The sequence below is a fragment of the Methylobacterium sp. JK268 genome (genome assembly GCF_054052225.1).
This window is the reverse complement of the sequence record NZ_JBSVZN010000049.1, coordinates 1-13134: the sequence shown is the minus strand read 5'-3', so window position 1 is coordinate 13134 and position 13134 is coordinate 1. Positions and strand designations below refer to the sequence as shown.

The 13134-nt window shown below is 70.1% G+C and carries 24 protein-coding genes; 11 read left to right on the top strand and 13 right to left on the bottom strand.

Translation table 11 applies throughout. The annotated features are described in order from the left end of the window. Window positions 1-270: 270 nt before the first annotated feature. The 13 genes from ACW9J6_RS32590 to ACW9J6_RS32530 form a co-directional block, all read right to left on the bottom strand. A complete protein-coding gene (locus ACW9J6_RS32590; protein WP_457120483.1) occupies window positions 271-2253 on the bottom strand; it encodes an AAA family ATPase in 1983 nt (660 codons plus the stop codon). Between the two features lie 5 nt (window positions 2254-2258). After that, window positions 2259-2825 carry an MT-A70 family methyltransferase gene (locus tag ACW9J6_RS32585; RefSeq protein WP_457120482.1) on the bottom strand — a complete coding sequence of 189 codons (567 nt, stop codon included), beginning with the start codon at window positions 2823-2825 and terminating at the stop codon, window positions 2259-2261. Further along, a complete protein-coding gene (locus tag ACW9J6_RS32580) occupies window positions 2822-3019 on the bottom strand; it encodes a hypothetical protein (protein ID WP_457120481.1) in 198 nt (65 codons plus the stop codon). Before ACW9J6_RS32580 ends, ACW9J6_RS32585 begins: the two co-directional genes overlap by 4 nt. Beyond that, window positions 3016-3573: a hypothetical protein gene (locus ACW9J6_RS32575; protein ID WP_457120480.1), complete on the bottom strand. Its 558-nt coding sequence runs from the start codon at window positions 3571-3573 to the stop codon at window positions 3016-3018. The genes ACW9J6_RS32580 and ACW9J6_RS32575 overlap by 4 nt, the downstream gene beginning before the upstream one ends. An 11-nt stretch (window positions 3574-3584) precedes the next feature. Then, window positions 3585-4070 carry a hypothetical protein gene (locus ACW9J6_RS32570; RefSeq protein ID WP_457120479.1) on the bottom strand — a complete coding sequence of 162 codons (486 nt, stop codon included), beginning with the start codon at window positions 4068-4070 and terminating at the stop codon, window positions 3585-3587. A gap of 10 nt (window positions 4071-4080) precedes the next feature. Then, window positions 4081-4326, bottom strand: coding sequence for a hypothetical protein (locus tag ACW9J6_RS32565; RefSeq protein WP_457120478.1), 246 nt, complete (start codon window positions 4324-4326; stop codon window positions 4081-4083). Between the two features lie 2 nt (window positions 4327-4328). Continuing rightward, on the bottom strand, window positions 4329-4568 hold the full coding sequence (locus ACW9J6_RS32560) for a hypothetical protein (protein ID WP_457120477.1): 240 nt from the start codon (window positions 4566-4568) through the stop codon (window positions 4329-4331). Then, window positions 4565-4759 carry a hypothetical protein gene (locus tag ACW9J6_RS32555; RefSeq protein ID WP_457120476.1) on the bottom strand — a complete coding sequence of 65 codons (195 nt, stop codon included), beginning with the start codon at window positions 4757-4759 and terminating at the stop codon, window positions 4565-4567. Before ACW9J6_RS32555 ends, ACW9J6_RS32560 begins: the two co-directional genes overlap by 4 nt. Next, complete coding sequence (locus ACW9J6_RS32550) at window positions 4759-5196, bottom strand: hypothetical protein (RefSeq protein WP_457120475.1); 438 nt, start codon at window positions 5194-5196, stop codon at window positions 4759-4761. The genes ACW9J6_RS32555 and ACW9J6_RS32550 overlap by 1 nt, the downstream gene beginning before the upstream one ends. Window positions 5197-5742: 546 nt before the next feature. Next, complete coding sequence (locus ACW9J6_RS32545; protein WP_457120474.1) at window positions 5743-5916, bottom strand: hypothetical protein; 174 nt, start codon at window positions 5914-5916, stop codon at window positions 5743-5745. Window positions 5917-5918: 2 nt separating this feature from the next. Beyond that, window positions 5919-6071: a hypothetical protein gene (locus tag ACW9J6_RS32540; RefSeq protein WP_457120473.1), complete on the bottom strand. Its 153-nt coding sequence runs from the start codon at window positions 6069-6071 to the stop codon at window positions 5919-5921. Window position 6072: 1 nt separating this feature from the next. After that, window positions 6073-6378 carry a hypothetical protein gene (locus ACW9J6_RS32535; protein WP_457120472.1) on the bottom strand — a complete coding sequence of 102 codons (306 nt, stop codon included), beginning with the start codon at window positions 6376-6378 and terminating at the stop codon, window positions 6073-6075. After that, a complete protein-coding gene (locus ACW9J6_RS32530) occupies window positions 6375-6629 on the bottom strand; it encodes a helix-turn-helix domain-containing protein (protein WP_457120471.1) in 255 nt (84 codons plus the stop codon). Before ACW9J6_RS32530 ends, ACW9J6_RS32535 begins: the two co-directional genes overlap by 4 nt. A 97-nt stretch (window positions 6630-6726) precedes the next feature. Between ACW9J6_RS32530 and ACW9J6_RS32525 the strand changes: the two genes are divergently transcribed. From ACW9J6_RS32525 to ACW9J6_RS32475, 11 genes are all read left to right on the top strand, one after another. Then, a complete protein-coding gene (locus ACW9J6_RS32525) occupies window positions 6727-7491 on the top strand; it encodes an XRE family transcriptional regulator (RefSeq protein ID WP_457120470.1) in 765 nt (254 codons plus the stop codon). A gap of 57 nt (window positions 7492-7548) precedes the next feature. Next, window positions 7549-8085 carry a hypothetical protein gene (locus ACW9J6_RS32520; protein WP_457120469.1) on the top strand — a complete coding sequence of 179 codons (537 nt, stop codon included), beginning with the start codon at window positions 7549-7551 and terminating at the stop codon, window positions 8083-8085. Next, complete coding sequence (locus tag ACW9J6_RS32515) at window positions 8064-8825, top strand: hypothetical protein (protein WP_457120468.1); 762 nt, start codon at window positions 8064-8066, stop codon at window positions 8823-8825. Before ACW9J6_RS32520 ends, ACW9J6_RS32515 begins: the two co-directional genes overlap by 22 nt. 209 nt (window positions 8826-9034) lie before the next feature. Continuing rightward, window positions 9035-9250, top strand: a complete 216-nt coding sequence (locus ACW9J6_RS32510; RefSeq protein ID WP_457120467.1) for a hypothetical protein — start codon at window positions 9035-9037, stop codon at window positions 9248-9250. Continuing rightward, window positions 9247-9642 carry a hypothetical protein gene (locus ACW9J6_RS32505; protein WP_457120466.1) on the top strand — a complete coding sequence of 132 codons (396 nt, stop codon included), beginning with the start codon at window positions 9247-9249 and terminating at the stop codon, window positions 9640-9642. The genes ACW9J6_RS32510 and ACW9J6_RS32505 overlap by 4 nt, the downstream gene beginning before the upstream one ends. Next, window positions 9639-9935 carry a hypothetical protein gene (locus tag ACW9J6_RS32500; RefSeq protein ID WP_457120465.1) on the top strand — a complete coding sequence of 99 codons (297 nt, stop codon included), beginning with the start codon at window positions 9639-9641 and terminating at the stop codon, window positions 9933-9935. Before ACW9J6_RS32505 ends, ACW9J6_RS32500 begins: the two co-directional genes overlap by 4 nt. After that, a complete protein-coding gene (locus ACW9J6_RS32495; protein WP_457120464.1) occupies window positions 9932-10237 on the top strand; it encodes a hypothetical protein in 306 nt (101 codons plus the stop codon). Before ACW9J6_RS32500 ends, ACW9J6_RS32495 begins: the two co-directional genes overlap by 4 nt. A 3-nt stretch (window positions 10238-10240) precedes the next feature. Continuing rightward, on the top strand, window positions 10241-10648 hold the full coding sequence (locus ACW9J6_RS32490) for a hypothetical protein (RefSeq protein ID WP_457120463.1): 408 nt from the start codon (window positions 10241-10243) through the stop codon (window positions 10646-10648). A 5-nt stretch (window positions 10649-10653) separates the two neighbouring features. Next, window positions 10654-11739: a PD-(D/E)XK nuclease-like domain-containing protein gene (locus tag ACW9J6_RS32485; RefSeq protein WP_457120462.1), complete on the top strand. Its 1086-nt coding sequence runs from the start codon at window positions 10654-10656 to the stop codon at window positions 11737-11739. Between the two features lie 14 nt (window positions 11740-11753). Then, window positions 11754-12671: a recombinase RecT gene (locus ACW9J6_RS32480; protein WP_457120461.1), complete on the top strand. Its 918-nt coding sequence runs from the start codon at window positions 11754-11756 to the stop codon at window positions 12669-12671. A gap of 3 nt (window positions 12672-12674) precedes the next feature. Further along, a complete protein-coding gene (locus ACW9J6_RS32475) occupies window positions 12675-13127 on the top strand; it encodes a helix-turn-helix domain-containing protein (RefSeq protein ID WP_457120460.1) in 453 nt (150 codons plus the stop codon). Window positions 13128-13134 lie beyond the last annotated feature (7 nt).

Sequence of the window (13134 nt, the reverse complement as noted above, 5' to 3'; positions counted from 1 at the left end):
AACACAGGGCCGAAGGCCCTGTTTACTACCCGAGGAGTATTACTCCCCGCGTGCGCGCGAGGCCGGACAAGACCGGACAAGTTTCGGACAAACGCTCTGTCCGGCGGGTCCCGTTTCACGGCTAAGTCCTTGATTTCGCTTCGGACATTTCCGGACAGAGTTTGGACAGAACCCGGTTTGAGGGCACGGGGAGGGTCGGTGCGGTGCACGTCCTCTTGTCCGATCCTGTCCGGGTTTTGTCCGGGCCTTGTCCGGCGTGCGACGGGGTCGTCAGCTGCTGTCGGCCCTCCTCAGGATCGGCCACACGACATCACCCTCGACGCCGATGCGGCGCTCGGCCCGCAACGTGTCCATGGCCCGCTGGAAGGCCTTGCGGAGGGCGTCGTCGGTGCTGCCGGGCGCGACGAGGTTCTGGCGCGCGCATTCCCGCTGCCAGGCCTCCAGCGTCGTGCAGGCCCGGGTGTGGCCCGCAACGAAACGGCGCTCGCCGCGCTCGTCGCAGTGGTGAAACAGGATGTTGTAGGCGTTCAGCGCCTGGGGCGGCAGCTTGCGAGAGGGCCTAGCCGCGCTCGAGAACTTCTGCTCGACCGGCTCGACGAGGCAGCTGGTGATCGCGTCGCCATCGCCATCTAAGCCGATGACTTGGCTGCGGAGCGAGAAGCCGAAGGTCTGACCGTCCTCCTCGTCCTTCTGCTTGGCGACCTTCCAGCGGTTGCCGCCGTCCTCGAACCGCTCGACCTCGATCATGAAATCCAGAGCGCCGCGGAGCGAGGAGTGGCCGCGCTCGCGCGTGCCGCTCGCGTTCATGTGGTGGACGGGCACGATGGTGGCGCCGCCGACCGCCGCCTGAAGGCGCGAGCAGTTCCGGATCAGCGCTCCCATGTCCTCGGGGGCGTTCTCGTCGCCCCCGGCCAGCACCCGATTCAGGGTGTCGACGAACACGAGGCCAAGGCGAAGACCGCTGCGCTCCTGCATCCTGCGGTCGAGCGCCTGGAGCTCGGCGCAGAGGGGGGCTGTGTCGCCGTCGTCGGACCGGAGATCGACGCTGCTCGGGATCAGGACGAAGGGGTGCTCGGCGAGGTTGTCGACGCGATAGCGTTTCAGCAGCGCCTCGACCCGCTTTACGAAGCCCGTCTGGCCCTCGGCAGCGATGTAGGCCACGCCAATCGGGTGGACGCGCCGCCCGAACCACCGGGCGTCCTCGCCCTCGGTCCGCGCCAGGACGGCGACGCTGAAGGCGAGGTCGAGCGCCAGGAAGCTCTTGCCGCAACCGGGCTGCCCGACGAAAGCGCCGAAGCCGCGCGCCGGGATCAGTCCCTTGACGATCCATGGCGCCGTACTGACCCGGCCCGGAATCTCGTCCAGCCACAGGGCGCCGTAGCGGGACCTGAACGGCGCTTCGCCCGGGCGAAGCGCGGCCGTCTCGACCAGGTGATAGAGTTCTTCCGCCGAGCCGCCGGCGTCGAGCCAGTCCGAGATATCGCCCTTCGGACCGAGTCCGGGCAAATCCAGAGACCGGACGCGAGCCGCGACGCCGGCGAGCTTGCCCGCGACGAGGTCGCGATGCTTGGCGCCGGCGTCGTCGTTGTCCGGCACGATCACCACGTCCGCGCCGACGAAGTGCTCGTTGAGATCGTCGGCCCACTTGCCCGCACCCATCGGGTTGCAGGTCGCCGGGATGCCGCGCAATGCCAGCGCGTCGACGTCCTTCTCGCCCTCCACGATGAACACGACGCGCTCCAGCGCGATCGCCTCGGCGAGCTCGGGCAGCCGGTAGGGCAGCAGCCGGACGCCCTTGACCGACCAGACCCAGCCGTCGCGGATCGTCGAGGGATCGTCGCCCGGCCCCGGCCGCCGCCGCTGCCGGAAGGTCTTGGGCTCCATCCGGACGACCTGGAAGCCCAGCGCGCCGGTCTCGTCCTGGTAGTCGTAGGTGGCGACGATCCGCGAGCGCTGGGGCACCGCTGCCGGCGATGACAGGGACGCCCGGTCGGGCATGTCGATGCCGTGGTCGCGCATCCACTCCACGGCGCCGCCGTTCTTCAGGCCGAGCCGCGTCTCGATCAGCTTCAGGACGCCGCCGCCCTCGGTCGCCTCGTGATCGAAGAAGGTGCCCTTCTGCAGGTCGACGGAGACCGATCCGTGCGAACCGAAGCGAAGCTCGGTCCCGGAGGACAGGCGCGCGTTGGGCTCGCCAAGGATCAGGCGGGCCACCGCCTCCATGTGCACGGCGAAGTCGTCGCGATCGGCCATGGCGATCATTCCGCGGCCATGAGAGCGGGAGTGCTGTCGAACAGCCCGGACTCGGCGCCCCAGGTCGCCCAGCCCGCGCGGGACTGGCGGCTGAACAGCTCGCAACGGTAGGCGTCCGGAACGAGCCTTTCGGCGATCGCGAAGGCCTGTTCGGGCTTGCGGCTGTGCTCGCGCGCGCCGCCGCGGATGATGTTGGGGATGCTGCGGCCGTCGAACGTCGGCCGGCCCATCGTTCCGATCAAGAAGGGCTCGGCGACCGACCGCATGATGTAGCCGGTTCCCCAGCGCTGCTTGTCCCAGGTCCCGAATGTCCGGTAATTGAAGCCCCAGGCCGCCATGACGCGGAACGCCACGTCGAGCTTCGGCCCGGTCGCCCAGAGCCATAGGACCGCGTCTCCGCGTGCGAGGTGGCCAACCGGGAGGGCGCAGATGGCCTCGTCGGACATGCACGCGTACTGCGCCATGGCTGACTTCTTCATGCCCTTCACAGACCAAAGGTCATACGCCCAGGGCGGATCGACCATCAGCAGTCCGAACGACAGGGGCGGGAGCGGGTCGAACGGCCACGTCATGCCGCCCTCCCGCGCGCGGCCGCGGCAGCGAGAGGCGCCATCCGGTAATCGCGGTCGAGCCACCGCGGCGCGAACTCGGTGCCGTCGAGGTGCCAGGACCGCGCGAGAACCTGCCACTCCTCGGCGAGGTCGAGCATCTGCTGGTAGGTGCCGCGGGCGACGATGGCGCCCTGGTGAATGAGCGCCCAGGTCATGCGGCACCCCGCTTCAGCCACAGCGGATCCACCGAAGGCGCCTTGCCAGGCGCCCAGAGATTGCAGCCCCACCACCACAGCGCGCCGGCGTCGGCTGCGTCGAGGTTCGAGGGCTCCCAGCCGAGCGCGCGGCAGGTCGCGCGCGCCTGGCGCTTGGCGGCGTCGCCCGGAAGCTGTCCGTTGCCGAGGAAGGCCGCCCGCACGGTCGAGACCGCGACGCGGCGCACCATCACGCGGCGGGCCCGGGCGAACCCGGTGATGCAGGACCAGAGGCCCTTCGTGACCAGAAGCGCGTCGGCGTTGGTCCGGCCGCCGACGCCGGTCATGATCGGCGCCTCGACCACGATGCGGAACTCGCCGGCCTCCACAGCCTCTCGCTCGACGTAGAGCCGGTCCGCAATCCAGCCCACGGCGCGGCCCCACGTGTCCTCGTAGTCGTCGCCCTCCTTCCGGAGCGCGACGTCGTAGAGGCGGGGCGTCTCGCCCGGCCGGCCCTCGCCGACGCCGGTCGTGCTGGCGAGATCAAGCGCCATGATGATGCCGGAATAGCTCACGCGTGCGCCGGTCAGTTCAGCTTGCTGATGCCGGCCGTAATGCGGGCCGCGTTGTCGGCCGAGACGGCGTCGAGCGCGGCGTCGCGGTCCTGGCGCGCCTTCTCGCGCCGCTTCTGCGCGGGTGAGCGGACGTCCTCCTCGGCGCCGTCGTCGGCCGGCAGCACGGTCTGACCAAGCGGCGTGTCGGCGAGGTCGCCGAGCGCGTGACGGATCTGGTCGAAGGTCTCCTGCTCCTCGCCCTCGAGATCGTCGCGCAGCGCCTCGAGCTTGCGCTCCATGGCGCGGGTCTTGATCACGGCCTTCAGCGAGCGGCGGTTCAGGCCCCAGGCCTTCTTGGCCTCGTCGTAGACCGCCTTGGTCTCCTCGGCGAACACGGAGCATTGGCGCATGTACTCCATGTGCGCCGCCTCCTTCCGGTCGGCGATCGCCTCGATGCGTTCGACGCATTCGCGGGTGCGCTCCGGATTCGGTCCGTTGCCGTGCTGTGCCGCCGCCATCGTCTGCCTCCTAGTGCTGCGGGTTGGGGTCGAGGCGCGCGGCCAGGACGGGCTTGCTGGCCTCGTCGGCGTGGCGCGAAAGGACGTTGAAGGAGGCTTCCGGCCCCTGCGTCTCGCGCAGGAACTCGACCAGCGCGGCGAGCGCTGCCTCGCAGGCGACGCCGGCATAGGCCGCGCCGTGACGACGCTGCATGTCCTGCAGGTCGCGCAGCACCGCCGCCTTGGTCGCGTCGTAGAGGGCGCCGGCGCCGGCCATGCTCAACCCTCCCTGCCGCGCAGGGGCGTCCCTGCCTCGATCAGCGCCGCCGCCTCGGCCCGCGCCCGCGCGCATTGCTGCTCCAGGTGCTCGACCGCCCAGGCCGGCAGGCGCCACGAGGCCGCGACGTGGGGCAGCGACACGGTGAGCATCACGAAGCCATCCGGCTGGGGCTCGACCACCAGCCGCAGCCCGTCGCCGTTGCATTCGATGCCGCCGCCGATCGCCTGGACATCGCTCATCGCGAACCTCCGGTCCGCCCGTCTGTCGGCGCCGGCTTGCCGGTCTCCGGCGCAATGAAGCGGCCCCGCCAGACGCGACGTTCGCACCACGCCGCAGCGGCCAGCACCGGCGAGGCCCACGACCCGACCACGAGAAGGCGCTCGGCCAGGAAGCGCAGCGCGGACGCGACCGCGAGGAGGATCCGGTTCATCAGCGCCGCCCCCGCAGATGGGCGAGTTGCGCCTTGATGGCCTCGGCCCGCGCCTCAAGCGCCGCTTGGTGCTCGGCGCGAGCGGCCCGATGCCACCACGCGTCGCGGTCGTGCGGCCTCACCGCGCAGAGCATCGGTGCGCCGTACACCACCACCAGGGCGTCGTAATGGGCGCCGCTCGGCGCGTTGCCCTGTTCCAGCCATTTCCGAACCGTCGCGGAGGGGATACCGGTCTCCGCCTCGACGTGCGCCGCGGTCTTCGCCGGGTGACGCAGCCGCAGGAAAGACGAGATCCGTTCCGCTAATGTTCGGGCATCGACATGTTCAACCCTTCGCAGGGCGTGCCCTGACTTTCCCATCACGATCTCCGATGCTGAGGGCATCAGGTCGTGATCTTCGGGAAAGGAGCGCAGCGTCATGGTGGGGGCGAACGACATCTCAGCGCCTCGCCGGTTCAAGGACGGAGTACGCAGAGACACAGGCGCGACCGCGAATGCTTGCCGGCTCTCGGCGGTCACGCAGAAAGGAAGCGCCCGCGCCGAAGCGAGGGTTGCGCTGGGACACGGCGCGGGCGCACACACCGCTGGTCGCGGCATGTTGGAATTTGCGGCCGGGGTTTCGGGTAGGCTCGGCCGATGCGCCGGCTTCGTCCCGCCCTACTCGCCCGTTTCGTCTGCCAATCCGGCTGCCGGAATCCTGCGGGGCCTCGGCGGCAGCACTGTACCCTTGAGCGGCGACGCCGCCCTCACCGATACCCGGCGCATTGCGGGCCCACGCCCGTTCGGGTCGGCTACTCGTTCCGCCAACCGGCCGAAATCCGGCCGCGCGGGCGCACGCGCCGCTGATCGCGGCACGTCGGGAACCTCGGCGCCAGAAAGCACCCTCCCCCATAGGAGGGGGAGGGTCAGTCAGGGAGGAACCTGCACGCTGCTGGGCGTGCCTCGGAGCACCGGACGTGCCGGCGCGAGAGGTGGCGGCGGGGCTCATGCGAGCCTCCCGGCCGCGAAGAGGATGACGGCGACCGCCAGGAATCCGCCCGAGGCGGTTCCGGCGATGCGCGCGCTGGCGCGCCCGATCCACGGCCGGTCAGCGACGACCGCCAGGAAGGCGGCGTCGATGGCCAGCCAGAACGCGAGAAGCGTCAGGGCGGGCGCCATGCTCATGGCCCCACCCGCACGAGCGCCACGCCCGGCCCGGTCACCGCGTTGGGCGCTCGCACGACGCCCGGGCCGGCCAGGATCACCACCCAGCCCACGGCCGCGAGCACAGCAAGGTGAGTGGCGACGATGACGGGCAGGTCCGACATCCGCATCTCAGGCCTCCTCGCGGGACGTGAGCACGTCGCCGTGCCCGGAGAGACGGCGCTTCACGGTCTCGACGACGTTCCGGCGCTCACCCGGCGCCAGGATCACCGACATCCCGCGGGGTGGCCGAGGATGGGCCGGAACGGGGACCGCGGGCGGGCCCGGCTCCTGGCCGAGCGCCGCCTGCAGAGCGGCGCGCGTCTGCGGGTCGAGCGAGGCGACGGCAAAAGGCCCCGCCTCCGAGATCGACAGCACGGCGGTGTGGCCCGCCCAGGCGAGGCGCACCGGGCCAATGGTCTGGGCGGGGCGCGTCACGCCGCGGCCCCCGTCGTCGCGCGCGTATCCGCTTCGGTCACTGCGCAGCCAGATGCCGCTGCGTCGAAGTGGTCCTGCGCGGTGACCTGACCGCCCGTGACAGCGGAGATGCGCCGCTGCATCGCAAGACGGGGCATGCGCTGCCCGTACCGCCACTTCCGGACGGCCCAGGACGACACGTCGGGGCCGATGCGCGCCGCCATAGCGGCGTCGTCCAGGCCCTCGGCTTCCATGTAGGCGGCGAGCTTCATGGGCACATCATATGCCCATCATGGGCACGATGTCCAGACCGCTCGTGCCCATCTTGTGCTCTGCCCAAAACGGGCACGTTTCATCATGTTGCGGGTCGTGGCGAACAACCTCAAAGCTCTTCGAGAGGCGCGCGGGCTTTCTCAGGAAGCTGCGGCCGACATGATGGGGACGACACGGAACCAGCTCGCCAAGCTGGAGTCCGGCGCCCGCCGGCTGTCGAACGTGTGGATTGATCGTGCAGCAGCGGCATTCGGTGTCGACGCTGGAGAGATCGTGACGGCTAAGCCCCATGAGCGAAGGTCGATCATTGCCAGCTTCGACCCCGACGACGTCGCCTCCGAAGTCCACAACCCCCGGATGGTCGAGGGCGCGCTTGGGCGCGATGTCGGCGAGTTGCCCAAGGACGCGATCCTGCAGGCGGATGTGGCGATCGGCATGGGGCCGGGCGGCATCACCCACGTCACCGATCTGCTCGCGGCGGACGGCAACACCTACGGCGCAGAAGGCATCAAGGACTGGTGGCGCCTGCCAGCCGAGGTCGTGCGAGGGCGCTTCCGCGTGCCGGCGCACCGGGTGCGGTGCTTCGAGGCGATCGGCGATTCGATGTCACCCAAGATCCTCGACGGCGACATCGTGTTCGTCGACGTCGGTCACCGCGTGCCGTCCCCGCCCGGGATCTATGCGCTCGCCGACGCGCTCGGCGGTGTGATCTTGAAGCGGCTGGAGATCTCGACGGCGCGGGGCCAGGACCCCGTGAAGGTGCGGCTCATCTCCGACAACCCGAAGCACACGCCTGAAGATCGCACGCTCGACGAGATCACCATCACGGGCCGCTATCTCGGCCGCCTGACAACGGAGTGACTGGATTGGGCCGAAGCGAATCGCGGGTGAGGCGGCGGAGTAGGCGCTGTCGCTGAGATGAACAGCGAACATCAGCAGCGGATCCTGGACCGCCTGGCCTTCGTCGTGGAGGCGAAGAAGACATTCGACTCCGCACCAAAATGGGAGCGCGTGCCATACAGGGATGGCGAGCGGCTGCAGTTGACGGTGGCGCTGCGCGTTGCTGGCGTTCTACGCGCCGTCACTTTGCGCCTGGTCACGCCGGCCGACGTTTGGGAGGAGGACGTCTACGGGCATTTAGAAGTGCGAGGCCTCGGACTCGCGAAGCACCTGCGGCTCCTGCCGATTGAGTGGCGGCCGCTGCATCACCACGACAATCCACCTGATGCACCTGCCCCTCACGCCGGCCTGCGCTTGTTCGACAGGTTCATGCCTTTCGACCTCAACATGGATCGCGGGTTGGGCGTCTTCGCCCAGAACCGACCGGCCGTGATGGTCGATCTGCCACGTGCGCCGACCGACTTTTTATCGTACTGTGACCTCTGCTCCGACCTGTGGCGATGCCCAGACATGATTGGGTTGGAGCCTCCGCCTTGGTCGAGGGCGATGATATGACTCAGACAAGCGATCTCAAAGAGATAGGCCAGGAAATCGCTCGCTCCCTCAGCTACTCGCGGGTGCGAGGGCATTCGGCGTATGTCGCCACACCGCTGCTGTATCCAAACGGGAGCGGCGTGCTTGTTCGGATTGACGAACATCCGGCCGGATTCCACGTCTCAGACAACGGAGCTGGAGCGCACCTAGCCGACATGATGGGCGGATTAGCCACCTACAGCAGGATCGCGGCCTCCGTGGCGGAGCGCGCCGGCATCGCGTTCGAGGAGCGCACCTTCTTCGCCGATGTCGCCGATCGCGACCGCCTGACCTCGGTTGTGACTGCTGTGGCCAACGCGACGGCGCGTGCAGCGGACCGGATGGCCCAAGCTCTTGACCAATTCAAGAGTAAGAAATCTCGCGAGCTGTTCGATGAACGTCTTCGCGCAGCTTTTGGCAGCTCCATCGTTTTTGACGTCACGATTAGAGGCGGAACGGGGCGACCTTGGGACTATGACGCATCGGCACAAGACAATGGTAATCTGCGTCTGTTTACCTTCGTGGCCCCGGCATTTGCGGCCATCGCGACGGCGAACATCAAGATTGCTGACACCCTCGCTCTCGTGTCGCCGCCAGCCGTGACCGCCGTCCTCGCCGACTACGGTAAGACAGAGCCTGCGCTGCGACGCATCCTTTCAGACACTGGAAGTATCGTCATTGGTGCGAGCGACGGCATCGAGAGCTACCGTCTCTCTCACTGACGTCGGTCTCGCCCCATTGTCGCACAGGCAACACTGAGTCGCGTAAACCACGCCGAGCGTCACAGCCCCGCCCTCGCGCGGGGCTTTTTCGTGGGCACATCCGGTTGCCGGAGTTGCGCTGAACAGGCGCCGCAGAATGTGCCCAGTATGGGCTTGACGCTCGTGCCCTTTATGGGCACGTTGGGCACATCCACCACGGATGGCCCGACATGCTCACCCGCCCCCGCCCCGACCTCGTCGCCGTCTACGGCCGCGCGCCGCGCACCCTTCTGATCCACTCGGCCGCCGCCCCCGCCGCGGCCAACGATGATCACCGCCCCGACTGGCTCCTGATCACCACCGTGGCCGCCGGCATCGTCGCCGGCCTCGGATACGCCGTCGCGGCCATCTCCCTGGCCATCCGGTTCGTGCGGTGGCCGCTGTGAGCGCCGCTCCCCTCACCTACCTCGCGCATTTCCGCGACGCCCACGGCCACCGCTGGATCGAGGAGACCGCGATCGGCAACGGCCTGCCGGCGATCGCCGCATGGCTCATCGCCGACGAGCGGCCCTACGCGACGCTGGTCGAGGTCTACGAGATGGACCTCACCGACCCGGATGCGCCCGTCGCCCGCACCATGACCGGCCCGGTGCTCGGCAAGGCCGTCGACCTGATCGACCTCGACGACGAGCGCGACGACCTGCCGGCGAGCCTGCGGGACGCGGCCCGGCGCCATGGTGTGCCGCCGTGCGCGCCGAAAGAGCGGCGCAGCGACGGGCCCGATTTCCTAGCCTGGGGCCGGGAGGAGTACCGGCTGCAGGTGGAGGGCCGGCTGTGACCGCCTCCATCGTCTCTCTCGCCACGCGCCGCCCGGTCGACCCCGTCGTCATCACCGCCTACGCGCGGTTCGAGAGCCAGCGCCAGGCGGCTCATGCCCGGCGCGCCGACGAGGCCGCGGCCCACCGCGCCACCATGGCCGCCGTCGCCCAGGCGATCGGCGAGACCTACCGGATCATCGCCGCCGCCGATCCCGACCTCGCCCGGGCCGTCCGCGGGCCGCTGCTGCGCGCGGCGAGCCTCGTGCTGCCGGAGATCGATGCTGCGGCGCGGGCGGCAGGAGGTGTCGCGTGACGACCGCCGCCCAAGCCGCAGCCGCGGCCACCCTCGCCCGTCTCGACGCCCCGACGCCTTGGTGGCCGCTCACCGCGAGTGGTCGGCAGATCGTCGACGCCCTGGGGCGCCCCAGGCTGCTCGTCCTGCCGACAGCGGCCGCCAATCCGGGCGAGGACCATGCCCTGGCGCTCGCCGTCTGCCGGCTCATCAACGAGGCCGCTGGCGAGCCCGATCCGCCCGCTGAGGCGCCCCTCAACCCCGACCACCTGGAAGCCGTGAGCGCCGAGGGCGCGCGGTTCCGCCGAACCGCTGCGGAGTAAGCGATGCCGATTCCCGACGACATGGCCCTGGTGAAGGGCGACGTGATCTTGGTGCGGGCGGTGGTCCGGCATGCCGGCATGGATGGTCGCTCCGCCCAGATCTTCGCTACGACGGACGCGTTTACCGACCTCTTCGTGACACGAGAGAGTGCAGAACTCGCGGAAACGGCGCTGGCCGTGGGCGACGAGGTGATTGTTCGGCAACTGCCACGCCATGGCTGCGGCTTCGTGCGGGCCATCGACGGCGATGATGCGTGGGTGCGGTGGGGGCCGGCGGGAGACGATCTGGATCCTGTCCAGCCCGTTGCCGACCTGATCCGCACCCGCACCGCGGCCCAGGCCGAGGCCAACGCGCCGCGGCCCGGCGAGACGGCGGAGCCGGCCGAGGCCGGCGCGCTGGCGGCGGAGTGACGGCGATGCTGCTGCCCGACAGCGTCGCCGCTGCGCCACCGGCCGTCCTGATCGAGGATGGCATCTACTTCGGCCTCGACGAGGCGCGCTACCACGCCGACCCCGCGCTGGGCTCATCCGACCTGAAGCGCTTGGCAGCCGAGCCCGCCGACTACTGGTTCGGCTCGGTCCACAACCCCAACCGGCCGGCCGAGGAGTCGACGCCGTCGCAGGTGATCGGCCGGGCCGTTCACAAGCTGGTGCTAGAGGGGCAGCAGTCGTTCGCGGCGGCGTTCGAGCGCGAGACGACCGGCGACGTCCTGCGCACGAGCGAGGAGATTGCCGACTACCTGACCGCCGAACTCGGCGTGACGAAGCCGCCGCGCGGCAAGGCGGACCGGATCGCGCTGCTGCAGGAGCTCTGCCGCGATCCGCTGCCGATGCCGCCGGTGCTGGACTTGATCCAGGCCGCCGCCGCGGACGCGGGCCGGCTGATCCTGAAGGCCGAGGACTTCGACCGGATCCAGCGCGCCGCCGGCGCCGTCCTGGCCAACCCGCACCTCGCCGCATCCTTCACCGGGGGCGCCTCCGAGGTGTCGGTGTTTTGGACCGACGCCGTCGACGGCGAGCCGGTCCGCCGGAAGGCGCGATTCGACTACCTGAAGCCGCGGGCCGTGGTCGACCTCAAGAGCACGCGGCCGAGCCGCCCGACCTCCTTCGAGGCGAACTGCCTGCGGGCGATGGCCGAGTTCGGCTACCCGGTCCAGGCCGCGGCCTACCTGCAGGGCCGCGCGCTGCTGGCGCGCCTCGTCGCCGATGGCCGCGTGCACGGCGACCACGATCCGGCTTGGCTCGCCCGGGTCGCCGCCGCGCCGGCCTACGCCTTCGTCTTCGTCTTCTGGTCGACGGGCGATGCCCCGCTGACCTGGGGCGTCACGCTGTCGCCCGGCAACGAGGTGCTGGCGATCGCCGAGAAGACCGTCGAGGCGGCGCTCTGGAACTTCGTCTGCGGCCGCCGCGCGCACGGCCTGGAGCGGCCGTGGATCGACCACGCGCCGCTCGCCGAGATCGCGATCGACGACCTGCCCCGGTGGTGGGGCGCCACCCGCTGACAATCGGAGATCCCATGGGACAGCAGCTCACCGTTGCACAGCAACGTCAGCAGGCCGCGATCGCGTTCCGCGGCGACTTTCAGCGGATGAGCGGCGAGATCGCCGCCGCCCTGCCGCCGCACATTCCGGCCGAGCGCTTCGTTCGCGTCGTGCTGACCGCCGTCCAGGGCGACGCGGCACTCCTGGAGGCCGACCGGAAATCGCTGTTCGAGGCCGCCATGAAGGCAGCGCAGGACGGTCTTCTGCCGGACAAGCGTGAGGGCGCGCTCGTCATCTTCAAGAACCGCGTCCAGTGGATGCCGATGATCGCCGGCATCCTGAAGAAGGTGCGCAACAGCGGCGAGCTCATCAGCGTCGCGGCGCACGTCGTCTATGAGAACGATCGGTTCGCCTACGTGCTCGGCGACGAGGAGCGTATCGAGCACGAGCCGAAACTGGACGGGCCGCGCGGCGCCGCACGGGCGGTGTACGCCATCGCCCGAACGAAGGACGGCGGGATCTACCGCGAGGTGATGAGCCTCGAGGAGGTCGAGAAGGTCCGGAAGGTCAGCCGGGCCGCGAATGATGGGCCCTGGGTCACGTGGTGGGAGGAGATGGCGCGCAAGACGGTGCTGCGCCGCCTCTCGAAGCGCCTGCCGATGTCGACCGACATGGACGACCTGATTCGGCGCGACGACGACCTCTACGACTTCGGACGCCGCGGGCAGGGCGATCGACCGTTCCAGCCCGTGGTGAACCCGCTGGCCGACCAGATCGAACACCAGCCTGCGAATGGGAACGGAGTCGGGCAGGAAGCCCGCGAGGCGGATGCCGGCGCCGACGCTGGCGACCCGGTGGACGAGCCTGACACGAGCGCCGCCGACGACTTCCCGGGCAACGACGCGATCGACGAGGCCCGCGGCGGTCGGCGTCCGGCGAAGCGGGAGGGCTGAGCGATGCAGCCCGAACCCCGCACCCGCCAGGAGATGGCCGAACGCTACCGCGCGGCCTGCCGCCGCCAAGCCGAGGCGGCCCACGCCCACCAGCGCCGCACGGCGAGAGCCGCGTTCGACGCGAGCCCGGCCGGCATCCGCCTGCAGGACGACGCCGTCGTCTACCAGGTGCTCGATCCCGACCAGGTCGCCCGGACACCGCGCCGGATCGTGTCGCGGGTCGCGATCGAGCACGGCGTCAGCGTCGAGGACATCAGGGGCCGCGGGCGCGGGACGGATCTCGTCGAGGCGCGGCGCGCCGTCCTCGCCGCGCTCCTCGAGGCCCGCCCCGACATCAGCCTGCATCAGCTCGGGGCCGCCATCGGGCGGGATCACACCACGGTGCTGCATCACCTGCGGGCGATCGGGCTGCGGGTGGCGGGCGAGGGCGCCGGGCGGCCGGCAGAGGTGCGGTGACATGTCG